This window comes from Paenibacillus sp. QJM3NY_38 (genome assembly GCF_056173265.1).
This window is the reverse complement of record NZ_CM149665.1, coordinates 1,835,001-1,857,768: the sequence shown is the minus strand read 5'-3', so window position 1 is coordinate 1,857,768 and position 22,768 is coordinate 1,835,001. Positions and strand designations below refer to the sequence as shown.

The 22,768-nt window shown below is 49.8% G+C and carries 18 protein-coding genes, 11 tRNA genes and 2 rRNA genes (1 of these 31 running past the window's edge); 3 read left to right on the top strand and 28 right to left on the bottom strand.

Annotation, left to right across the window (positions count from 1 at the left end; translation table 11 throughout):
• Positions 1 to 176 precede the first annotated feature (176 nt).
• Positions 177 to 1,475 (top strand): uracil permease, encoded by a 1,299-nt coding sequence (uraA, locus tag AC0VZ8_RS08165; RefSeq protein ID WP_475486586.1) that lies wholly within the window; start codon positions 177 to 179, stop codon positions 1,473 to 1,475.
• Positions 1,476 to 1,569: 94 nt separating this feature from the next.
• Here uraA and AC0VZ8_RS08160 read toward each other — a convergent pair whose 3' ends face one another.
• The 6 genes from AC0VZ8_RS08160 to AC0VZ8_RS08135 form a co-directional block, all read right to left on the bottom strand.
• Positions 1,570 to 2,085, bottom strand: coding sequence for an adenine phosphoribosyltransferase (locus AC0VZ8_RS08160; RefSeq protein ID WP_071222758.1), 516 nt, complete (start codon positions 2,083 to 2,085; stop codon positions 1,570 to 1,572).
• Between the two features lie 26 nt (positions 2,086 to 2,111).
• Positions 2,112 to 4,511, bottom strand: a complete 2,400-nt coding sequence (recJ, locus tag AC0VZ8_RS08155) for a single-stranded-DNA-specific exonuclease RecJ (RefSeq protein ID WP_475486585.1) — start codon at positions 4,509 to 4,511, stop codon at positions 2,112 to 2,114.
• A 72-nt stretch (positions 4,512 to 4,583) separates the two neighbouring features.
• Positions 4,584 to 5,549 carry a cation diffusion facilitator family transporter gene (locus AC0VZ8_RS08150; protein WP_071222756.1) on the bottom strand — a complete coding sequence of 322 codons (966 nt, stop codon included), beginning with the start codon at positions 5,547 to 5,549 and terminating at the stop codon, positions 4,584 to 4,586.
• 138 nt (positions 5,550 to 5,687) lie between these two features.
• Complete coding sequence (gene secF, locus AC0VZ8_RS08145) at positions 5,688 to 6,605, bottom strand: protein translocase subunit SecF (protein ID WP_074961950.1); 918 nt, start codon at positions 6,603 to 6,605, stop codon at positions 5,688 to 5,690.
• Positions 6,595 to 7,845 carry a protein translocase subunit SecD gene (gene secD / locus AC0VZ8_RS08140; RefSeq protein WP_074961948.1) on the bottom strand — a complete coding sequence of 417 codons (1,251 nt, stop codon included), beginning with the start codon at positions 7,843 to 7,845 and terminating at the stop codon, positions 6,595 to 6,597. Before secD ends, secF begins: the two co-directional genes overlap by 11 nt.
• Before the next feature lie 130 nt (positions 7,846 to 7,975).
• The gene (locus AC0VZ8_RS08135; protein ID WP_006208841.1) at positions 7,976 to 8,233 is read right to left on the bottom strand and encodes a post-transcriptional regulator; all 258 of its coding nucleotides are present in this window, start codon (positions 8,231 to 8,233) and stop codon (positions 7,976 to 7,978) included.
• A gap of 189 nt (positions 8,234 to 8,422) precedes the next feature.
• Between AC0VZ8_RS08135 and spoVB the strand changes: the two genes are divergently transcribed.
• Positions 8,423 to 10,024 (top strand): stage V sporulation protein B, encoded by a 1,602-nt coding sequence (gene spoVB / locus AC0VZ8_RS08130; RefSeq protein WP_071222755.1) that lies wholly within the window; start codon positions 8,423 to 8,425, stop codon positions 10,022 to 10,024.
• Here spoVB and AC0VZ8_RS08125 read toward each other — a convergent pair.
• Positions 10,021 to 10,803 (bottom strand): YetF domain-containing protein, encoded by a 783-nt coding sequence (locus AC0VZ8_RS08125; RefSeq protein WP_475486584.1) that lies wholly within the window; start codon positions 10,801 to 10,803, stop codon positions 10,021 to 10,023. The two genes, spoVB and AC0VZ8_RS08125, sit on opposite strands and share 4 nt — an antisense overlap.
• 192 nt (positions 10,804 to 10,995) lie before the next feature.
• Between AC0VZ8_RS08125 and AC0VZ8_RS08120 the strand changes: the two genes are divergently transcribed.
• Positions 10,996 to 11,385: a TIGR04086 family membrane protein gene (locus AC0VZ8_RS08120; RefSeq protein ID WP_071222753.1), complete on the top strand. Its 390-nt coding sequence runs from the start codon at positions 10,996 to 10,998 to the stop codon at positions 11,383 to 11,385.
• Between the two features lie 138 nt (positions 11,386 to 11,523).
• Here the strand turns inward: AC0VZ8_RS08120 and yajC are convergent, their stop codons facing one another.
• From yajC to AC0VZ8_RS08015, 21 genes are all read right to left on the bottom strand, one after another.
• Positions 11,524 to 11,838 (bottom strand): preprotein translocase subunit YajC, encoded by a 315-nt coding sequence (yajC, locus tag AC0VZ8_RS08115; RefSeq protein WP_071222752.1) that lies wholly within the window; start codon positions 11,836 to 11,838, stop codon positions 11,524 to 11,526.
• A gap of 47 nt (positions 11,839 to 11,885) precedes the next feature.
• Positions 11,886 to 13,025 carry a tRNA guanosine(34) transglycosylase Tgt gene (gene tgt, locus AC0VZ8_RS08110; protein WP_071222751.1) on the bottom strand — a complete coding sequence of 380 codons (1,140 nt, stop codon included), beginning with the start codon at positions 13,023 to 13,025 and terminating at the stop codon, positions 11,886 to 11,888.
• Positions 13,026 to 13,045: 20 nt separating this feature from the next.
• Positions 13,046 to 14,077, bottom strand: a complete 1,032-nt coding sequence (gene queA / locus AC0VZ8_RS08105; RefSeq protein WP_071222750.1) for a tRNA preQ1(34) S-adenosylmethionine ribosyltransferase-isomerase QueA — start codon at positions 14,075 to 14,077, stop codon at positions 13,046 to 13,048.
• Between the two features lie 5 nt (positions 14,078 to 14,082).
• Positions 14,083 to 16,173 carry a SpoIID/LytB domain-containing protein gene (locus tag AC0VZ8_RS08100; RefSeq protein WP_475486583.1) on the bottom strand — a complete coding sequence of 697 codons (2,091 nt, stop codon included), beginning with the start codon at positions 16,171 to 16,173 and terminating at the stop codon, positions 14,083 to 14,085.
• A 58-nt stretch (positions 16,174 to 16,231) separates the two neighbouring features.
• Positions 16,232 to 17,239: a Holliday junction branch migration DNA helicase RuvB gene (ruvB, locus tag AC0VZ8_RS08095; protein WP_475486582.1), complete on the bottom strand. Its 1,008-nt coding sequence runs from the start codon at positions 17,237 to 17,239 to the stop codon at positions 16,232 to 16,234.
• Between the two features lie 29 nt (positions 17,240 to 17,268).
• Positions 17,269 to 17,886 (bottom strand): Holliday junction branch migration protein RuvA, encoded by a 618-nt coding sequence (gene ruvA, locus AC0VZ8_RS08090; RefSeq protein ID WP_260064435.1) that lies wholly within the window; start codon positions 17,884 to 17,886, stop codon positions 17,269 to 17,271.
• On the bottom strand, positions 17,883 to 18,386 hold the full coding sequence (gene ruvC / locus AC0VZ8_RS08085; RefSeq protein ID WP_071222746.1) for a crossover junction endodeoxyribonuclease RuvC: 504 nt from the start codon (positions 18,384 to 18,386) through the stop codon (positions 17,883 to 17,885). Before ruvC ends, ruvA begins: the two co-directional genes overlap by 4 nt.
• A gap of 212 nt (positions 18,387 to 18,598) precedes the next feature.
• Positions 18,599 to 19,312 carry a BofC C-terminal domain-containing protein gene (locus AC0VZ8_RS08080; protein ID WP_071222745.1) on the bottom strand — a complete coding sequence of 238 codons (714 nt, stop codon included), beginning with the start codon at positions 19,310 to 19,312 and terminating at the stop codon, positions 18,599 to 18,601.
• Positions 19,313 to 19,458: 146 nt separating this feature from the next.
• Positions 19,459 to 19,532 (bottom strand) — tRNA-Pro (locus AC0VZ8_RS08075).
• An 8-nt stretch (positions 19,533 to 19,540) separates the two neighbouring features.
• Positions 19,541 to 19,620, bottom strand: a tRNA-Leu gene (locus AC0VZ8_RS08070).
• Between the two features lie 41 nt (positions 19,621 to 19,661).
• Positions 19,662 to 19,738, bottom strand: a tRNA-Arg gene (locus tag AC0VZ8_RS08065).
• Between the two features lie 4 nt (positions 19,739 to 19,742).
• Positions 19,743 to 19,817, bottom strand: a tRNA-Gly gene (locus AC0VZ8_RS08060).
• A gap of 40 nt (positions 19,818 to 19,857) precedes the next feature.
• Positions 19,858 to 19,933: transfer RNA gene (locus tag AC0VZ8_RS08055), tRNA-Lys, on the bottom strand.
• Between the two features lie 129 nt (positions 19,934 to 20,062).
• Positions 20,063 to 20,139: transfer RNA gene (locus AC0VZ8_RS08050), tRNA-Asp, on the bottom strand.
• Between the two features lie 30 nt (positions 20,140 to 20,169).
• Positions 20,170 to 20,246 (bottom strand) — tRNA-Met (locus AC0VZ8_RS08045).
• 87 nt (positions 20,247 to 20,333) lie between these two features.
• Positions 20,334 to 20,409 (bottom strand) — tRNA-Val (locus AC0VZ8_RS08040).
• Between the two features lie 164 nt (positions 20,410 to 20,573).
• Positions 20,574 to 20,648, bottom strand: a tRNA-Glu gene (locus AC0VZ8_RS08035).
• Between the two features lie 17 nt (positions 20,649 to 20,665).
• A tRNA-Ser gene (locus AC0VZ8_RS08030) sits at positions 20,666 to 20,757 on the bottom strand.
• 5 nt (positions 20,758 to 20,762) lie between these two features.
• Positions 20,763 to 20,838, bottom strand: a tRNA-Asn gene (locus tag AC0VZ8_RS08025).
• A 10-nt stretch (positions 20,839 to 20,848) separates the two neighbouring features.
• Positions 20,849 to 20,965 (bottom strand): 5S ribosomal RNA (gene rrf / locus AC0VZ8_RS08020).
• 212 nt (positions 20,966 to 21,177) lie between these two features.
• A 23S ribosomal RNA gene (locus tag AC0VZ8_RS08015) occupies positions 21,178 to 22,768 on the bottom strand (it continues 1,339 nt past the right edge of the window).

Sequence of the window (22,768 nt, the reverse complement as noted above, 5' to 3'; positions counted from 1 at the left end):
GTTCAGACACTTATAGTATGCCCGTTTCCGGCTCGGAGACATCAAAACTTGACATGAAATGAATATTTTGACGAACTGTAAAAATTAATGTTGAAAAAACGAACGATTGTATTTAATCTATTAAAGATCGTACGCGAACGGTCCTATATTTAAAGTCCTAAGAGGAGTGAAATGGTTTGCAACGAGAAATTCAAGTAGATGAGAAACTTCCGTTTGGCCCAGGCTTTCTTCTGAGCCTGCAGCATTTGTTCGCCATGTTCGGAAGTACGGTGCTTGTACCGAACCTATTCGGCGTGGATCCCGGCATGATCCTGCTGATGAACGGCATCGGCACACTGCTCTACATTTTTTTATGTAAAGGGAAGATCCCGGCCTACCTCGGCTCAAGCTTTGCCTTTATCTCGCCGGTTCTGCTCGTGCTCGCCGACGATCCGGAAGCCAACTATAGCAAGGCACTGGGCGCCTTTATCGTAACAGGGATTATCTTCTGCCTGGTAGCTCTTATCGTTAAATATGCAGGAACCAAATGGATCGACTTTGTATTCCCGCCAGCGGTAATGGGTGCCATTATTGCCATGATCGGGCTTGAGCTTGTACCGGTTGCCGCAGGTATGGCCGGCTTCTTACCAGAAGAGGGACAATCCCTTGATCCTAAAATCATTACGATTTCACTAGTGACACTTGGTGTCACCGTACTCGGATCCATCCTGTTCCGCGGCTTCGCCAAAATCATTCACATCCTGATCGGAATTGTTGTCGGTTACGCTCTCTCCTTCGCGCTAGGCGTGGTAGACACCGAGAAAATCGCGAACGCAAAGTTCCTGTCTGCTCCTGAGCTGACAACCCCGGTATTCGATAACGGAGCGATCTGGTCCATCATTCCGGTGGCAATCGTTGTGATCGTTGAGCACATCGGGCATTTGCTGGTAACAAGTAATATCGTGGGCAGAGACCTTTCCAAAGACCCTGGCCTGCACCGTTCCCTTCTCGGTAACGGTATATCCACCATCCTGTCAGGATTCGTAGGTTCCACACCCAATACCACCTATGGTGAAAATATCGGGGTCATGGCACTCACAAAGGTATACTCGATATTCGTAATTGCCGGAGCAGCCGTTATTGCGATTCTGCTCTCCTTCTCTGGAACGTTCTCCGCCGTTGTAGCCAACATTCCTACACCTGTAATGGGCGGCGTATCTCTGTTGCTGTTCGGGGTTATCGCAGCTTCCGGTCTTCGGATCTTTGTTGAGCAAAGGGTCGATTTCTCCAAAGCAAGCAACATGATCCTGGCTACGCTAGTTCTGGTAACAGGAATTAGCGGCGTGACATTGAAGATCGCTAACATCGAGCTAAAAGGTATGGCCCTGGCTACTATCGTAGGTGTTCTCATGGCCCTCCTCTTCAAAGTCTTCGAGATTACCGGCCTCTCCAATGAAAAAAATGATGAGCCGCTCGTAGAAAAAACGCCGGATTGAAACGACAACTCGATTGCAAAATAGAAAAATGCCCTAAGCTGACTGCTCAGGGCATTTTATTATTTCCCGGGAAAATCAGGGAGAATGTTGTCGATTACTCGTATTGCATTAATGTAAATACATCGATTCCATCCAGCTTCGAACGGCCATTGAGATCAGCCAGCTCGATCATGAATGCTGCTCCAACAACGTTTCCGCCCAATTGACGAATGAGGTTAACCGAAGTGGCAATCGTACCGCCTGTTGCAAGAAGATCATCCGCAATCAATACATTTTGTCCCTTCTCGATTGCATCGGTATGCATCGCCAAGCGATCTTTACCATATTCGAGGTCATATCCCACTTCGATCGTTTCGTAGGGAAGCTTTCCGCTTTTGCGAATGGGCGCGAATCCTACCCCAAGAGCATAAGCCAGCGGAGCACCTACAACAAATCCACGGGCTTCGGGACCAGCTATCACATCAATTTTGAGGTCGGATACCAAGACCTTCAATTCTTCGATGGCTTTGCGATACACCTCACCATTCTTCAGCAGTGTAGTAATATCTTTGAAGCTGATCCCCGCCTGCGGAAAATCGGGAATGACACGAATATAATCTTTAAAATCCAAAATAATCTCCTCCTGTATAGTTGCGGTTAAGATACGCCTTTTGTGCGGGACATCATCCATTGGGTTAATTGTTCCGTACCGGCATGCAGCAGATGCTGCTCCATATCTGCCAAATCGCTTAGTTCACGGAAGTGACGGGAAGCATCCAGCGGCTTTTTCTCCGGCTTCGGTATAAAGGTAATCTGTCCCTCATCACGCTGGATGAACGCCAATTCCTCAAACACATCCAGTACTTTGAGCAGCATGCGTTCGGACAAGGACGTCTGCTTCTGCAGACGTGCTACAACCTCATTCTCCGACACGGGAGCGGACGTCATTCCGGCAAGTGAAACGTACAGCTTTTTAAACTGTTCGCGGTCCGGAATTTGCAGTCGTTCGCGCAGGTTCCGGGTCGGATGCAGCATGAATATATTAGGAACGGAATGGAAGGCTGACATGAATGCATCCAATTGTTCAGCCGTCTCCGGTACATCCAGTACGAACAAAACGGAAATATCTTCTTGACTGTTCTCAGCAATATCATTATCCGGCATGATGCCAGCATTCCTATCATATACCCAAAGGCACATATCATACAATTGACTTTTTATTTCCGGATGTGAATCTTTTGCGTACACCACTGCCGAACGGACTGCCGTGCAGCGCAGATGCGGCTCCAGCTCCGCTCTCCACCTCTGAATTTCCTGTATCGGCTCCTTGATCCCGCGGTAGTCAAACACCTGTTGATAAGGGGCGCAGATATCCTGAATCATGAGCTGTACTTTACGGCTCCCGTTCCATTCATTCACGGAAAGCTCGCCAAGCACATCCACAACCGATCCCACCGGCAAAATATCGGCTAGATGTCCCCAGCCGAATGAGATTGCATCGATAACCTCCCGCTTTTGCTGCAAACGAAGCTTCAGATGTTTCCCCTCTTTGCCGATTTTGCGGACATCCTTGATGACAACATCCCGAAAGACAATCTTCGGCACAGCATTGGCCATGCCAAACGGGCCTAACTGTTCAATTTGTTCAATAACAGGCACCGATACCTCCGACAAGCTAGCCTCCAGGTCCGCTTCACAGATTGCAATCAGATGCTCTTCTTCGAGCGCTTCTTCCGCATATCGAAGAAGTCCCTGTTCAAATTCCTCCAAACGGTCCCGATGGAGGCTCATGCCCGCTGCGGATGGATGACCCCCAAAGTGGTCCATGACGTCTTTGCAGGAATGCAGAGCCGCATAAATATCGAATCCTGGAATCGATCGGGCGGAACCTTTGCAGTTCCCCGTCTCGGGATCAATCCCGAGAATAACAACGGGCCTGTAGAATCGCTCCAGTATTTTGGAGGCCACAATGCCAACTACGCCCACGTTCCAGCCTTCACCCGCCAACACGATTACAGGAGGAACCTCCTGTCCTCTCCAGCGGTTTTGAACCATGCCCAGCGCTTCCTGGACGATGTTTTCAACCACTTGCTGCCGATCCTTGTTCAGCCCATCCAATTCCCAGGCAAGCCGCTCCGCTTCTTCCCGGTGTTCTGTTGTAAGCAGCGTAACGGCACGGCCTGCATGATCCAGACGGCCACTGGCATTAATCCGTGGTGCCATCGAGAATGCCACATTAACGGCTGTCACCTGCTCCACATGGATCCCTGATACCTCAAGCAGGCATCGAATGCCTTCATACTTCGTATTCCGCATCGATTCGATCCCGTGCTTCACAAGCACCCGATTCTCCCCCGTGAGCGGCATCAAGTCAGCAATGGTTCCGATAGAAACAATCTGAAGCCATTCCTCCGGCGGGTCTCCAACGAGAGCCTGTGCCAGCTTGTAAGCCACGCCTACGCCCGCCAGTCCCTTAAAGGGATAGGGACATGTAGGGATTTTCGGGTTGATCAGCGCATAAGCTTCTGGCAGCACCTCAGGCGGCTCATGATGGTCCGTGACAATTACGTCGATCCCAAGGCTGTTGGCATACGCAATCTGTTCGACTGCGCTAATCCCAGTATCGACGGTAATGACCAGACTGACCCCTTGCTGATGGGCCCAATCCAGCGCGTGATTATGTAAGCCATAACCTTCATTGGATCGGTGAGGTATATAAATATCATAAGATGCACCCAAGTAACGCATCAGATGAATCATCAATGACGTGCTGGAAACACCGTCTGCATCATAATCGCCGTAGATTAGAATATGCTCCCGATCCTCCAGCGCTTTACGAATACGCGGTACAGCCTCCCGCATCCCTTGCATGAGATAAGGGTCATGCGTCAGCTCAAACGTTCCATATAGAAATCTCCGTCCATCCTCGGCTGAATGTATCCCTCGTGACGCCATGAGCGAAGCCACCATCGGTGGCAACGACAGATCCTGGGCCAGCCTATCGGTGATCGATGACTCTGCCGAGTGTATTCTCCATTCATATTTGGAATACAGCACAGGGACTCACCTTCCTTTTCCTGCCTTTTTCCTGCCTTTTTCCTGCTGTCTTATACCTGTTAGCTCCAGACGCTACTGCGGCAGTGTCGGCATATCGTTGTCCATCAAGTCAAAGTTCGATTTATACGGATAACCCGGTTCATAGGGTACAACGTGAACCTTGGCATCCGTAACCTGAATAAAACGATGAGTTAACAGCTTCCGGATACGCTCGGCAATTTCTTGAGCCTCCAACACGGACGTCCGGGGATTCACGGTAATTTTCACTTCAATATTCACATGACGGATCTGCCCGTATTCCTGAACCTTCAGTTCCTCGATCGTGATCACGCCATGTACCCGCTGAATCGTATCCATGAATTCGGCTTCGTGCTCATGCCGCTTCTCTTCCACGAGGGTACCATAAACGGAATGAACGATTAATATATACCCCTTGCGGATCACGAGACAAGCCACAATCAGAGCCGCAACCGAATCCATATAGAGCAGGGGTGTCCAATCGAAGTAGGAGCCCCCCATCGCTAGTGACACGCCGATCAATACCGTTAGCGAAGAGTACAAGGTATATCGATGATCAGCGGACAGCACCTCGTACCTGGGGTCATTGTTTCTTTTTATCTGCCGGGATTGGTACTGAAACACGGCTTCATTCACCGCGAGTGATATAAAAACTGCAAGCAATGCCGATTCGGTCGGCGGCTCCAGGTCGCCTGATGCCATGGTTTGGATCGCGGATACCGCAATTTGAATACCACCCATGATCAATAAAACCGCAAATAGGATCGAGATGACCGGTTCCGTTGTGCCCGAAACGTTCCGTTTGTCCCGAATTAAGTTTTTATTGCCGAATATACCGAGGCTTGGCAAACGGTCCACCAATAAAGTTACGGCATTCGCAGCAGAATGCAGAGCATCTCCGATTAGAGCCTTACTCCCGGATAAATAACCGGCGATCCCTTTGCACAAGGCCAATGCAAAATCCGTTACAATGCCTGTCCAAAGGACAGTCTCCGTATGATTCAAACGTTCATTGCTCACTTGAGGCCCCCCTCAATGTCACTATTGATCCTGTGCTTATCACGCTGTTAACTTTAGAAAGCCGCGTCGCCAGCGACGCGGCTTTCCACTTGTATAGGATCCTCTGCTATCTAGACTGTTACACCAACAGCGGCTCAATTAGATTTCAATCTTATCTTTGCTTGGCTTAGGCGAATTTGGTTTATTGCTGACATTGCGCCCTTTAAGGAGGAGCCACAACGGACTCGCGATAAAGATCGAAGAGTACGCGCCGAATAGCAACCCGATACAAATCGCCAGCGAGAACATCTGAATCGACTCACCGCCAAGCAGAAGTATGAAGAACGCTGCAATAAACACGGATAGTGCCGTATATATCGAACGGCCGAGTGTCTGAGATAAGCTTTTGTTTACCAGATCCTTAAGATCCGAGTACCGCTTGATCTTGGCAAACCTTAGATTTTCCCTGATCCGGTCAAAGATGACGATCGTATCGTTAATTGAGTAACCGATAATCGTCAGAACGGCAATAATGAATGTCAGGTCTACCTCAAGACCGAGGATAGAGAAAATACTGATAACCACAAACGCATCATGCAGCAGGGCTACGATGGCTGCTATCGCAAAGCGCCATTCAAAGCGGATGCTGACATAGATGATAATTCCGATACAGGAGATCAATACGGCATAAATTGCGTTTCGGCCCAGCTCTTTTGCCATTTCGGGGTCCACCGTGTTGACCTCGAAAGTAGCCTTTTCATCCAGCTTCTCGATGCCGGTACGCATCTTCATATCCTGATCCTCGGTCAGCACCTCTCTGAATCGGATATTCACGCGGTCATTACCAGGTGTAATGCTCGCATCTTCACCGATTCCCGCCTCTTCTAACACGGTATCAATCTGCTCCGTAGTCAGCGTTTTGGAGAGGGAAATGTCCACGTTCGAGCCGGATTGGAAATCAACGCCGTAGTTAAGACCACGAGTCAAGAGGAATACCAAGCCCAGAATCGTAATTGCAATGGACAGTATATAGAAAAACCTGCTTTTGCCTACGAAATCGAAGTTCTTAAAGCTCACGAATGTCACGCTCCTTTACGCCATATTGGCTCGGTTTGCGGGCCCAACCAATATTCACAAGCAGATTGAGCAAGAAACGGGAGAAATAAACGTTCGTGGCAATACTCACGATGATCTCCAGAATCAATACAAGCGCAAAACCTTTGACCGCGCCAGTACCAAATCCGAACATGACAGCGGCAACGAGTATCGTCGTCAAGTTGGAGTCCATAATAGCTCGCAGGGATGACTTACCGCCTGCTTTCACCGCGGATGGAACACTCTTGCCAGTTCTGATCTCTTCCCGAATGCGCTCATAGGTGATGATATTGGCATCAACCGCCATACCAATACCTAAAATAAATGCCGCAATACCTGGAAGCGTCAGCGTAAAGTCAGCCCATACGAAAATAAGGATCAGAAGCCATGTATGCAAAATAAGTGCAAAGCTTGCCAGCAAGCCCGGTACACGATATCTGATAATCATGAATAGCAGGATCGCAACAGAAGCGATCAGACCGGCTTGTAAAGTCTTTGTAAGAGATTGCATGCCAAGCGTAGCCCCTACGCTCTGCGAATATTTCTCAACCAGTTTCAGCGGCAGGGCGCCGAGATTAATCGTATCCCGGATCTGCTTTGCTTCATCCAGCGAATAATTCCCCGTAATTTGAGCGGTACCGTCCGTTAATACGGCTCGTACCGTCGGAGCTGACAGCAATTGGTCGTCCATGAAGATAGCCAGCTCTTGACCGAGAAGACGTTCTGTAATTTCAGCAAACTTCCCTTTGTCCTTCACTTTAATATCTATCATAGGCTGATTAAGCTGATCATAGGCAACCGATGCGCCGTTCTCGACGAAATCGTCGCCGCGGAGCTCAATTTTACAGAACTCCTCGCCTTCTTTGCAGCCGTCATTGCTTCGGAATGTGAGGTTTGCAGGTTCTTTCATTGTTTTTCGAACTTCAGCCTCATCCGTTACGCCTGCCACCTTTAAGCGAATCCGGTTCGTTCCTTCCGGCGTAACCTCAGGTTCTGATGTTCCCATTGCATCCGCACGCTTTTGCAAACTCTTTGCGGTTTCCTGCAGTGCTTCTTTTGTGACTTGCTGCCCTTCCATCAAAGGCTCCGCTTCATAAAGGATTTCGAATCCACCCTTAAGATCCAAACCTAGACGGACGTCTTTCAGCAAGCCCGGAGTTGTAACGGCCATTAATACAGTGATCACGAGTACGGTTCCGACGAAACTGATAATTCTCTTCATGCCGTCCTTTGTTCCCCCTTTTTACTCAATATTCCTATTATAGCGATGTCATAAAACCCAGTCAATTTATCAAAATTTGTCGGCTTATGAATGAACCCTTATATCCGCAAGGCAAAAGGGACCTCTTCGATTAATCGAAAGAAGATCCCTTATATGCTGATATTGTCATATAGTTCATCAACGCTGTCGCCTTCAAGGACAGAATGTCATTGACCAGTTTATGGAGGGAGGGAACGCCTTCCTTTTCATACTTGCTGCTGACACAGTTCCAAATATCGTCGCTAGTCACATATTCGTACCCAATCAAATGCATTTCCTCAACCTTGCTCAAGCATACCATTTCAATGGTGCTCATCAATTCTTCCTCGCTCATTTGCTCGAGTTCCATGCAATATGGCCTCCTCACTGACTCCCTGTTGTCCCTAAGTTACATTCGACATGATACATTGCTTTCCTTCTATTCCTACCATGTCCTGAAAAAAAAGTAAAGTCATCAGATGGGACAGGTAGGGCATATCCATAAGAATAGCCATGTCGTGTCATCGTATTCAGTCTTAACCAGGGAGTGGGATGGACAGTGAACAAGCAATCATTTATTAAAGGAACGCTGATTTTACTTGCAGCCGGCATATTAAACCGCCTACTCGGTTTTATCCCCCGGATCGCCCTCCCCCGGATCATTGGACCCGAGGGTGTCGGAATTTACCAACTGGGCTACCCCTTCTTTATTGTGCTCGTGACCATCATTACCGGCGGAATTCCGCTGGCCATTGCCAAAATGGTTGCCGAAGCGGAAGGCGCCGGGAAGCGGGATGCTTCCCAAAAAATTCTGCATGTCAGTCTAATGCTGACGCTTACAGCAGGCACCCTCTTTATGGGACTCAGTCTGCTCCTTGCCCCTTGGGTAACCGGCGTGCTTTTGCCGGACGAGCGTGTATACCAGACCTTTATCAGTATGACGCCCATGATGATCATCATTGCCGTTTCGTCAGTCTACCGCGGATATTTCCAGGGCAAACAGAACATGATTCCCTCCGCAAGCTCCTCCGTGATCGAGACCATTGTCCGCATTATTTGCATGCTGTGGTTTGCACATCTCTTGATGCCCAAAGGCATTGCTTATGGGGCAGCGGGCGCCATGCTCGGAACAGCCGTAGGAGAATTGATTGGCATGATCGCACTGCTGCTGCAATACTCCGGCGAGGGACGGCGAACGAGTAAACTTTTACCCAAGCCCCAAGAAGCTGTATCCGAAAAAAAAGCAGACGAAGCCCCCCCGACGAATCAAGGCATTTTGAAACGTTTACTCGGCATTGCATTGCCTGTTACGGGGGGCAAGATGGTAGGGTCCTTCTCCTACCTGCTGGAGACGATTCTGACCAATCGCAGCCTGGCTATGGCAGGTATAGCGACATCCGTAGCCACAGCCCAGTACGGTGCCCTGCAAGGGATGATCATCCCGCTCCTGCTGCTGCCCGGTGCACTGACGGTTTCCCTGGCCATCTCTCTGGTACCTTCACTCTCGGAAGCAGCCGCCCGTAATGACCGGTCTACGATTCATAAACGGATGAATCAATCCCTTCGGCTAGCGCTTGTCTCGGGAGCTCCGTTCGCCATCATTATGTTTGTCCTGGCTGAACCATTATGTCTGCTCCTGTACAACAACGCGGAGATTAGCGATATGCTCAAAATCATGGCGCCGTTTGCCTTGTTCCTGTATGTGCAGTCCCCGCTTCAAGCTGCCTTGCAAGCACTGGACCGTCCAGGCCGGGCATTACTGAATACGTTATTCGGGGCGATCATCAAAATGAGCCTCATTGTGTATTTGGCATCCAATCCCGCCTTTGGCATAAAAGGAGCCGTCATTGCCATTATCGTAAACAGCATTGCAGTTACAATACTCCACGGTTTCAGCCTATCGAGGCTGATCGGCTTTCGATTCCGCCTGCTGGATTATGTCAAAATCGGGGCAGTTATGATCATTATGGGTGCCTGCGTTCTCTATGGGTACAAACATCTTCCGTTTTCGGCCGCGCCATGGTTGCAATTTTGGACCTCCATCGCAGCTGGTATTCTGGTTTATTTCATCATGATTTTTATGACCAAGCTGGTAACACCACGAGATTTGGAGCGAGTGCCTGTCATCGGTGCCTGGTTCAATAAATTTAGCCGCCGTTAGATTCTGTCTTTACGGTCAATGTAAATCCGGCCTTTATGGTCAATAGAGCATAGAAAAATATCCTTAAAATCCTTAGCACCGAAATTCTGGATCTCGTTCTTAAGCCAGAACCGCGTTTTATGAATTAATTCAAGGTTCTCGTCCTGCACCTTTCCATCCAATATAAGCGGTATGGGCAGTCCTTCATACGTAATTTTATCGTAAGGAATATCTACGACTGTAGGGTTTTCTTTTTCGAATTGAGATGAAGTGGATGAAGAGTTGGTGGCGCCTGAGGTGTTGGATGAACTTGAAGAGCTATTCGAACTGCTGTCGGAGCTGCTGTCCGTATCCTCCGGAATCACGGTAAGCTGGCCGGATGTTTCGAGTATCGCAAATTCGACGTCCGCGAGGCTGTCAATGTCTTTGCCCCTCAGCTGCTGCATCAGATCATCCAAATTATAGCGAAGCCTTGCCATCTCTTTGCGATGGAGTCTGCCCCGGGACACCAACACGCTCGGCTTTCCGTCAGCAAATAGCCGTATATTTCGATTTTTTAAGCCGATATAAGCAAGTCCTACCTGAATGGCAACCAAAACGGCGATAGGAGCAAGTCCCTCCCAAATCGGCTTTTTGATATCTTCAAGAACAAAAACGGCGATCTCTGCAATCATGATGGATATGACCAAATCGAAGATGGACAGCTTTCCAATTTCCCGTTTGCCCATGATTCTCATGGTGACAAAGATGACCACATACATCAGAATGGTCCGCAGAATCAGAATAGTCATATGAGACATAATCAATCCCTCCTAGCTTATCGAACATTCTCATGTACAGCTATTCTGGCCTGCTACTGCTGTTCCCATTCGATTACAACAGATTAATTAATGGAAATCATGTTAATCCGTCAGCAAAATATTCAGTTTGTACTATATGTACAGGCTTGGCCATACAATTTAATGATCAAGATTTGTTAAGGGGGATGATTCATGGAACCGATCCGGCGAGTCTTCACTTTCAGGATCACCAATCCGATTCTTTCAGGACTATTGTATTCTTTTTTCTGGATGTTTCTTGGCGCGTTGGTATTATCCCTGCTTCTATGGGGCAGCGGGCTGGCCGAAGATGATTTATCGTTCTACACGTTTCTTGTACATGCCGTCTCCGCCTTTATCGGGGGTTGTGTGAGCGGCAAGCGCGCAGGAAACAAAGGTTGGTATTACGGCTGCCTGACAGGGCTGGTATACGGCGTTACACTGCTCGTCATCGGTTTTCTTGCTTTGGATAGCTCCTTATCTCTCGGAGATTTGACGCTGATTGCCACGGTATTTGCTGGCGGCGCCATCGGGGGGATGTTCGGGGTCAATTTGAAAAAATAACGCTGGCTCAAATGCTCTCCATTACTTAAGGACTTCTGCTTCCCATTCTTCACGCTCATATAAAAAACAAAGGCCGGCTCCCATGAGGGAGTCGGCCTTTGCTTTAACGATTACATTCCATATGTATGTGATACGTCATTATGCATCCGCATTCACACTATGGCTTATCGAGTTACGGTCGAACGTTAACTTCGTTACATCGTTCACTTTCAAGACCACAATGTCGTCGGTAATCTCCACAATCGTGCCGTGAAGACCTCCGATCGTTACCACTTTGTCGCCCTTGGACAAGGCGCTAAGCATGGCATTTCTGGTCTTCTGTTTCTTCTGCTGTGGACGAATAAGCAGAAAATAAAAGATGACAAACATCAGCACGAACGGCAAAATCAATCCCAAAATGCCTCCGCCGCCTTGAGTCTGTCCTGCTGCGAGATCAAATGAAGTTCCAAACATTTCTTTCCCCCCTTTCACAAACTTATCATGATGGCCATGATCTTGCTTTAGAACCCTTTTTCATTATCGTGTAGGCCGTACTTATCAAAAAACTCATCGCGGAAGTCAAGCAGACGATCTTCCATAATACTCTGACGCACATTTCGCATCAAATTAATCAAGAAATGCAGGTTATGATACGTCGTCAATCTTAGTCCAAACGTTTCATCACTCTTGATCAGGTGACGCAGATAAGCACGCGAGTAGTTACGGCAAGTGTAGCAGTCGCATTCCGGATCCAGCGGTCCGTAATCCCTGGCATATTGAGCATTTCGAACGACAAGACGGCCTTGACTTGTCATCGTTGTCCCGTTGCGAGCGATCCGCGTCGGAAGCACGCAATCGAACATATCCACACCACGAATCGAGCCCTCAATCAACGCATCGGGTGATCCGACTCCCATCAAATAGCGAGGCTTATTGTTCGGCAGCAGGGGCACCGTGTAATCCAGCACTTCATACATAAGCTGCTTCGATTCTCCCACACTAAGTCCACCAATAGCATAACCCGGGAAATCCATGGAAGTCAAATCACGGGCGCTCTGACGGCGCAGATCCTCATGCATGCCTCCCTGAACGATGGCGAATAGGGCCTGGTCTTCCGGTCTGGCATGACTCTTCAGGCAGCGTTCAGCCCAGCGAGAGGTCCGCTCGGTGGATTGTTTAACGTATTCATACTCCGCAGGATAAGGCGGGCATTCATCAAAAGCCATCATAATATCAGATCCGAGCGCGTTCTGAATCTCCATCGCAACTTCCGGGGAGATAAACAGTTTATCTCCGTTCAAGTGGGAACGGAAATGTACGCCTTCTTCCGATATTTTTCTCATTTCTGCCAAGCTGAATACCTGGAAGCCACCGCTATCGGTCAGGATCGGACGGTCCCAGTTCATGAATTTGTGCAGTCCGCCCGCTTCTTTCACAATATCATGTCCAGGACGCAGGAAGAGGTGATAGGTGTTGCTCAAAATAATATGGGCATCCATGGCTTTTAACTCTTCCGGGCTCATGGTTTTTACGGTTGCCAATGTTCCGACAGGCATGAATGTCGGCGTATCGATCACGCCGTGCGGGGTGTGCACTCTGCCGAGCCTGGCGCCTGATTGTTTGCACGTTTTAATATGTTCATAAGTAACAGCTGCTGCCATTGTGATAACCAACCTCCGAATTAATAGATAAACATCGCGTCGCCAAAGCTGAAGAACCGGTATTCCTTCTCAACAGCCTCCTTGTACGCTTTCATAATGTGTTCGCGACCGGCCAGCGCACTGACCAGCATCACCAACGTGGATTTCGGCAGATGAAAATTCGTGATCAGCGCATCCACGACGGTAAAAGCATAACCGGGATATATGAAAATGCTCGTCCAGCCGCTGCTTTCGCGAAGAGGCTCGCCGTTTCGCTCCGATCCAACCGTCTCCAGCGTTCTGCAAGAGGTGGTTCCTACAGCGATAACCCGGCCGCCGCGCCGTTTCGTCTCATTCAGCAGCTCAGCGGTTTCCTGGGAGAGGGAATAGTACTCTTCATGCATGACATGATCCTCAACCTGATCCACGGACATCGGACGAAATGTCCCCAGTCCGACGTGCAGGGTAATGAAGGCGATGTCCACTCCCTTGGCCTGGATCTGTTCCAGGAGAGCTTCCGTGAAGTGCAGGCCAGCCGTCGGTGCAGCCGCGGATCCTTCATGCTTCGCATATACGGTCTGATAACGATCGCGGTCATCCAGCTTTTCCTTAATATATGGCGGGAGTGGCATTTGCCCCAGTTCATCGAGGATTTCTTGGAAAATTCCCTTATACGAGAAGGATAAGGTGCGGGCACCCATCTCTCCTTCTTCCTCGATGACCGCTTTTAATTTTCCGTCGCCAAAGGAAATGACGTTTCCTTTTTTCAGCTTCTTGCCAGGTTTTACAAGTGCTTCCCACCGGTCTTGCCCCATATTCTTCAGCAGAAGGACCTCTGCCTTCGCACCGGTGTCTTCCTTTGCACCGAATAATCGGGCCGGGATTACCTTGGTATCGTTTAATACAAGCGTATCTCCCGGATTCAGGTAGTCTATGATGTCCGCAAACGTTTGATGGCGTATATCTCCGCTCTGTTTATCCAGCGTGAGGAGCCTGGAGGAACTTCGATCCAGCAGCGGTGTCTGCGCAATTAAATGTTCGGGTAATTCAAAATCATACAAATCCACATTCATGTCGGTCAGTCCTTCGTAATAGTCGTGTTGCGGTAATAGTGTTGGAGTATCTGCTTGTAATCATACCCTTCGTCTGCCATTCCCTTGGCACCCCATTGAGACATGCCCAGTCCATGACCAAAGCCTTTACCGGTAAATTTAAAGCCGGGAGAGCTTTCAATCACGCGTGCTTTCCCCGTTCCATTCATCACAACGGTACCGGAACCTTTGACATTTCCGTTGCCGCTCCCTGAGATGACGGACACCGATTGGCCGCTTGATACCGTTGATACCGCACCATTCGCGCTCAATACAGTATAACTTCCGGTTGATTCAATATCAAACAATGTGCTTGGCAGACCGTTAAAAGCCGAGCGGAACATATCCGGATATTTCACGTCCAGCACTTGACCGTTGGCTTTAACCGCAAGGGCACGTCCGGACGGGCCTCGCTCCGTTACATCCAGCGAAGTAATGGTAGCAGGCAGGCTATTGGAGGTTTTTCCTTTTAGAGAGGCGAGCAATTGATCCGAAGTATAGGGGCCGCGAGCCCAATCATAGCTGTTGGATTCCGCCACTTTCTCCAGGACGACAGCCGTTTCGCCCGGATTCATCTTGCCTACAGGCTCAACATTCGATTGGATCAATGGGAGTGGACGTACGTTCGTATCCTTGGCGGTAACCGTCATATACAGGAGCCCTGCCGATGTTTTGTTTCCGGTTTCCTTCACATTGTCCTCACGTACATAACCTGTAACACCACTCGGAAGAAGTACATGATACCAGGATTTCAGCGCCGCCTGGGACGAGGAGTCTCCAGGGCTTTCCACCGCAGCAAACAGATCGTTACGGTTACCCCACACCTCAGTGGAATCTGCCGTCATTCCTCCGCTATTGGAAGAAAAGACCGTTTCCACAATTTTGCCGTCCTTCATGACAACTTCGCCGTCGGTTGCATCCACTGCTTGAATAATGCTCGGATACTCATAGGCGGTCCCGTAATAAGCCTGGCTTAACGTTGTGTCCACGACATGAGCTACTTCGAACTTATTACCTTGGAAGAGCGCATAGCTGCGCGCTGCCACAGCCTGTGCTTTCAGTGCTTCAGCCCCCCAAGTAGACGGCACCTCGGCTCCAACGACGGAATACAGGTACTGCTGGAACGGGAGCTCATTGACAAGATACAATTGACCGTTCTTTTGTCCGATCTCCAAAGCGCCTCGATACGAACGATCCGATCGTTCCTTCACATTCGTTCCGGCGCCTGAAGTCCCTTCTAGACGCAATACGGACTGCCCCCCCGACAACATATAATGCTGTGTCGCTTGAGGAGTCGCCAGGTTCAGACTTACATCTCGTCTCATAATCAGACCCGGAGCTGACGCATTCTGTTCAACGAGGGAGCCGGATAGTATAGAAGCTTCCTGTTTGAGCACAGCCAGATCGGCTGTGTTGGCTGCCTCGCCGACCCACACCTCATAAGCGGATGCACCTCCGCTAGGCACCACAACATTAAAAGCATCCATGCCGGCATCCACATACGTCTTACGCACAGACTCGGCTTCAGCCTCCGATCCGTACGATCCTGCTGTCAGATGCAGCCCGCCTTTAACCGAAGGAGTTTGACCATTCAGATGAGCAGCCGCCGTCTTTGCCGTTCGGGCAGCCCCGTCCAAGGCCGCTTTCTCTGTTCCGTACATACCTGCATATAGTTTGTAAACATTGCCGTCCGCAAACAGCAACGGTTTGTCATTCGTCGCTTGCAGTTTTTTTGCTGCTTCCGAAGCCGTTTTCCAATCCGTGGTCTCAAGCACCTTAACGCGGTATGTATCCACACTCATTCGGACCTGCTGGTTTGCTGGGATGTTTATCAAAGCCTGCTGTGCACCGGATGCAAGCAGCGATGCCGTCAGAGCCTCAGCGGATTTCAGTGTTACGGCATTGGTTGTTGATTTATACTGGCTTCCCAGATCCAGGAACATCGCAACACGAATCGTATCTAATGAAGGAGCGGCCGCATGTACCGCAGGCGCGCTCCATAAGGTTCCGGCAACAGCCAGTGACAAGAGTCCTTTGGTGGTCCAACCGAATAATGATTTCGTCCAGTTCCTATCCATTTACGTATTTCCTCCTGTAGCTATTAGGATTTGGTATGAAATGTATTGATTCTATAATTTAATGACGATCCTCAGGGAAGGGAATGCCTAAATGTTGATAAGCTGTGGGCGTTACAACTCGTCCGCGGGGTGTACGCTGCAAGAAACCGATCTGTAAGAGATACGGTTCATAAACATCTTCAATGGTTTGGCTTTCTTCTCCAATGGTTGCCGCAATGGTATCCAGACCTACTGGTCCCCCGCGGAAGCTTTTGATCATGGCATTCAGCATTTTATGATCGATAAAGTCCAGACCCATCGGATCGATCTGCAGCATCTTCAACGCTTCCTGAGCGATGCTAGGCGTGATCATGCCATCTCCTCGAACCTGGGCGTAATCACGCACCCTTTTCAAGAGTCGGTTGGCTATGCGTGGCGTCCCGCGCGATCTCAGGGCAATCTCTTCTGCTGCCTCTCCTAATATCTCGATCCCTAAAAGATCGGCGTTGCGCGACACAATGTAACTCAACTCGTCGACCGTATAGAATTCCAGACGGCTTACCACGCCAAAACGGTCCCTTAGTGGCGCTGAGAGCAATCCAGCCCGGGTGGTGGCGCCAATTAAGGTGAACGGTGGCAGATCTAGACGAACCGAGCGTGCGCTTGGCCCTTTGCCGATCATAATATCCAGCGCAAAATCCTCCATCGCCGGATACATCACTTCCTCTACCGTCCGGTGCAGGCGATGGATCTCGTCAATAAACAGGACGTCTCCTTCCTGCAGATTGGTGAGAAGCGCAGCCAGATCTCCCGGACGCTCAATGGCCGGACCGGAAGTCGTACGGAGATTAACGCCAAGCTCGTTGGCGATAATATTCGCCAGCGTCGTTTTTCCGAGTCCTGGAGGTCCGTACAACAACACATGGTCAAGCGCTTCGTTACGCATTTTTGCCGCTTCGATATATACCTTGAGATTTTCCTTAACTTGATTCTGTCCTATATATTCAGCCAAATAACGTGGACGAAGACTAAGCTCGACAGCCTGCTCGTCCATCATCAGATTGGCGGAAATAATTCGATCATCCATCTATTAAACTCCTCTCCTGCAGCGATCCTCTAGCCGGCGTATAGCTGCTGCAGTGCCCGTTTCATCAGCACGTCAACGGATTCACCGCTTGCGGCAGAATCCTTAATCTTAAGCCAGACCTTATCCAGCTCGCTATCCGTATAACCAAGAGCCTTCAGTCCTTCACGTGCCTCAGACCACGCCGAGCCGTCAGCTTCCGGTTCAGGCTCCTGAATGGCAAACAGACCGGTCATCATGCTCGCATTTCCGAATCCCTCGAGCTTGTCCTTCAGATCCAGAATCATGCGCTGCGCTGTTTTCTTACCGATTCCCGGAAGCTTGATCAAGAAGGATACATTCTCTTGGTAGATCGCGGAAACCACATGGTCCGGAGATCCCCCGCCCAATATGCCGAGCGCCACACGCGGGCCGATTCCCGAGACTTCAATCAGTTTACGGAACAGCTTCTGTTCCTCCCGCGTCGGAAATCCAAACAGCAGGATGGCATCCTCACGGACATGATGATGGGTAAACACCGTAATAGTTCCGTCGGTTTTGGCAAAAGCATACGGATTCGGGCAGAATACCCGATACCCTACTCCTTGAACATCCAATACAATATATTCACTCTCTAAGTGGACAACCTGTCCCCGTAAAAAATCGATCATTTTCGCAATACCTCATTTAACTTGGAATTCAGTGTATAGGAATGGGCGTGACAGATCGCTACAGCCAGTGCATCCGCCACATCGTCAGGTTTGGGAATGCTCTGCAGCTTCAGGAACATCCTGACCATCTCCTGTACCTGTTTCTTCTCGGCCTTGCCATAGCCGACAATCGCCTGCTTCACCTGCATCGGCGTATATTCCGCAATTGGGAGCCCGCGCTGGACTGCAGCCAGGATGAGCACCCCTCTGGCCTGGGATACGGACATCGCCGTGGTTACATTCCGGTTGAAAAATAACTTCTCGAAAGCAACGGCCTCAGGCTCATATTTATCAATAAGCTGCCCCATGCCCTCGTAGACGTGGTGCAGCCTCTCTTCATCCGGAGTATGGGCTTCCGTCTGGATACAGCCATACTGTACCGGCGTGACTTTACTTCCAACCTTATCTACAAACCCGAAACCTACAATCGCAATCCCGGGGTCGATCCCTAAAATGCGCAAACCAATCTCTCCTCTGATGAAGCGAACATATGTATCGTTCTCTCATTATAACAAAAGATCGACCACTATTGAGGAAAAACTTTGATCCTTTAAGCACCGGTTACGTATCCTCTATATTGAGACCGCTAACATACCTGTCCAACGCAAAAAACTGCCCGGGAAATTTCCGGGCAGCACCATTTTCGGTCACCAAGCGACAAGGCCGGGAGGTCCTATGGGGTCGGGTTCATGACATTTTCAGCCATATCCCGGGCATAGTCGCTAAAGGTTGACAGAACACTGTTATACTCTTCCATATCTTGAATTCGAATCCCTTCCTCAAGCTGCTGAATCACATCTCTAGGCAAAGACGACTCCATCGAACCGACATCCAGCTGAAAGAAGGTCCGCATCACTTTTTCTTCCTCCGGTGGTCCATCGAACAAGGTTAAGTTTCCGTTGGAATCAATGCTCATATAGGCTTGCCTCTTACAGGTGGGTGAAAGGTCGGATACGGTTTGCTCCAGCCAGACTTCACCCTTGTTATCCAATCGTCCCTGCCATAAAGGATTTTTATTCATCAGTTCATAAATGCCATCCGCCGTAAGCTTTCCCATATCCTGCTCTTCGATGCCACATACATAGGTGATCCGAACATGAACATGCTTCTTTCCCTTCGAGGTATTCAGCTTTTGCATGAATTCCCTCTGATCCTGCCGGCGCTCTTCCAACTTATCATCCTCGATCTGCAAGTAATGCATCGTTTCTACGGCCAGTGGCGTATCGTCGGATGCAGCAGTGAGCAGCTTATTCATCTGATCCTTTATATTCTGGCCTGACCATATCATGATACCTGCGATCAATAGGATCGCACAGGACCAAATCGCGCGTCTCCAGCGTCTCCAGCGTTTTCTGAACAGCTTCTTAAAGAAATGAAAAACACTCAAGGTTATCCCCTTCTATTCAATGTTTTTCATATTGTGACCGGGAAGCTGCCAAATTATTCAGTTCCGCTTTTGCCATCAGCCTCATTTTCAATCCATAACAAAGAAAGACCGCCTTCAGTTGCACTGAAAGCAGTCTTTCGATCGAATCGGGATGACACGATTTGAACATGCGACCCCCTGGTCCCAAACCAGGTGCTCTACCAAGCTGAGCTACATCCCGTTATTTAATGCCGGTGAAGGGACTCGAACCCCCACGGTTTCCCTCACGATTTTGAGTCGCGCGCGTCTGCCAATTCCGCCACACCGGCACAATGAAATTTCATAATGAGTTAAGTAATTATTTAAAAAATGGCACGCCCTGAGAGATTCGAACTCCCGACCTTTTGATTCGTAGTCAAACGCTCTATCCAGCTGAGCTAAGGGCGCAAAATGGAGCGGACGACGGGAATCGAACCCGCGACCCTCGCCTTGGCAAGGCGATGCTCTACCGCTGAGCCACGTCCGCAATGTAATATGTATTCCGTCTTATGCTCTCTTGGTAAAGATGGTGAGCCATGAAGGACTCGAACCTTCGACACCCTGATTAAAAGTCAGGTGCTCTACCAACTGAGCTAATGGCTCTTATTACTAAGAGTAAATGGCGGAACTGACGGGATACTCTCTCTTCGTTCGAGACTGCGAAGTCTATACTAACGAAGATGCAGCTTCAACGAACCCATGATGGATTCTCATCCCTGAAGCTTATAAAAATGGCGGAACTGACGGGATTCGAACCCGCGATCTCCTGCGTGACAGGCAGGCATGTTAGGCCTCTACACCACAGTTCCACGAGGCATTATCGCTATCGCGATATAAATTGGTTGCGGGGGCAGGATTTGAACCTACGACCTTCGGGTTATGAGCCCGACGAGCTACCGAACTGCTCCACCCCGCGTCATTAAAAAGGTTGCTTATATGGGGTCCCCGAAAAGTAATCGGAATTACCTGCGAAGCATGTGCTTCACTATTTGGGGATAAATCATGGTGGAGGCTGAGGGGATCGAACCCCCGACCCTCTGCTTGTAAGGCAGATGCTCTCCCAGCTGAGCTAAGCCTCCGTCTGGTTTGTTGCTACTTAATTAAACGCTTCTCCTGAAGCAATTAAGAAAGTGGTGACCCGTAGGGGATACTCTCACTTCGTTCGAGACTGCGAAGTCAATGCTTACGAAGTTATCCTCCGACGAACCGGCGGGATTCTCATCCCTTGATGCAATTAAGAAAGTGGTGACCCGTAGGGGATTCGAACCCCTGTTACCTCCGTGAAAGGGAGGTGTCTTAACCCCTTGACCAACGGGCCATATATGAAGTCCTTGCTGGCGGAGAGAGAGGGATTCGAACCCTCGAGACGCTTTTGGCGCCTACACGATTTCCAATCGTGCTCCTTCGGCCAACTCGGACACCTCTCCATAAGTGGCTCCCCGAACAGGACTCGAACCTGTGACAACTCGATTAACAGTCGAGTGCTCTACCAACTGAGCTATCAGGGAATATGTATCCGCTTGGCGACGTCCTACTCTCCCGGGACCCTTCGGTCCAAGTACCATCGGCGCTGGAAGGCTTAACGGTCGTGTTCGGTATGGGTACGCGTGGAACCCTTCCGCTATCGCCACCAAACGTATATTCAGGATCCGGCATCGCCAAATGCCGTGATCATCCTCCATGAAAGTATAGCTTGTACACTTACAATTCAGTTTTGATCACCTGAAAACTAGATACGAAACGAAATTTGCGTTGATTAGAATCCGTAGCATTACCCGATGTGGTATCGGGGTCCCCGGAAAGTATTCGGCGTTGCTTCAAAGCTTCGCTTCACTTTTTGGGGTAATTTGGATAAGCCCTCGACCGATTAGTATTGGTCAGCTCCATGCATTGCTGCACTTCCACCTCCAACCTATCTACCTCGTCGTCTTCAAGGGGTCTTACTAGTTGGGAAATCTCATCTTGAGGGGGGCTTCACGCTTAGATGCTTTCAGCGCTTATCCCGTCCGTACGTAGCTACCCAGCCATGCTCCTGGCGGAACAACTGGTGCACCAGCGGTACGTCCATCCCGGTCCTCTCGTACTAAGGACAGCTCCTCTCAAATTTCCTACGCCCACGACAGATAGGGACCGAACTGTCTCACGACGTTCTGAACCCAGCTCGCGTACCGCTTTAATGGGCGAACAGCCCAACCCTTGGGACCTACTTCAGCCCCAGGATGCGATGAGCCGACATCGAGGTGCCAAACCTCCCCGTCGATGTGGACTCTTGGGGGAGATAAGCCTGTTATCCCCAGGGTAGCTTTTATCCGTTGAGCGATGGCCCTTCCATGCGGTACCACCGGATCACTAAGCCCGACTTTCGTCCCTGCTCGACTTGTAGGTCTCGCAGTCAAGCTCCCTTATGCCTTTGCACTCTTCGAATGATTTCCAACCATTCTGAGGGAACCTTGGGGCGCCTCCGTTACTCTTTAGGAGGCGACCGCCCCAGTCAAACTGCCCGCCTGACACTGTCCCCGTACCGGATCACGGTACCAGGTTAGAACCTAGATACGATCAGGGTGGTATCCCAACGTCGCCTCCACACAAGCTGGCGCTCATGCTTCTAAGGCTCCCACCTATCCTGTACAGATCGTACCCAAATCCAATATCAAGCTGCAGTAAAGCTCCATGGGGTCTTTCCGTCTTGTCGCGGGTAACCTGCATCTTCACAGGTATTAAAATTTCACCGGATCTCTCGTTGAGACAGCGCCCAAGTCGTTACGCCATTCGTGCGGGTCAGAATTTACCTGACAAGGAATTTCGCTACCTTAGGACCGTTATAGTTACGGCCGCCGTTTACTGGGGCTTCGGTTCACAGCTTCGGGATTACTCCCTAACCGCTCCCCTTAACCTTCCAGCACCGGGCAGGCGTCAGCCCGTATACTTCGCCTTACGGCTTCGCACAGACCTGTGTTTTTGCTAAACAGTCGCTTGGGCCTTTTCACTGCGGCCCCCTCGGGCTATTCACCCTACCGAGGCACCCCTTCTCCCGAAGTTACGGGGTCATTTTGCCGAGTTCCTTAACGAGAGTTCTTCCGCGCGCCTTAGAATTCTCTTCTCGCCTACCTGTGTCGGTTTGCGGTACGGGCACCTTCACCTGACTAGAGGCTTTTCTTGGCAGTGTGAGATCATGACCTTCGCTACTATAATTTTCACTCCCCATCACAGCCCAGCCTTATCGATGTGCGGATTTGCCTACACATCAGCCTCACTGCTTGGACGGACATCCATCAGTCCGCGTCACTACCCTCCTGCGTCACCCCATCGTTCATAACGGTTTACGGTGGTACAGGAATTTCAACCTGTTGTCCTTCGATTACGCCTTTCGGCCTCACCTTAGGTCCCGACTTACCCTGAGCGGACGAGCCTTCCTCAGGAAACCTTGGGCTTTCGGCG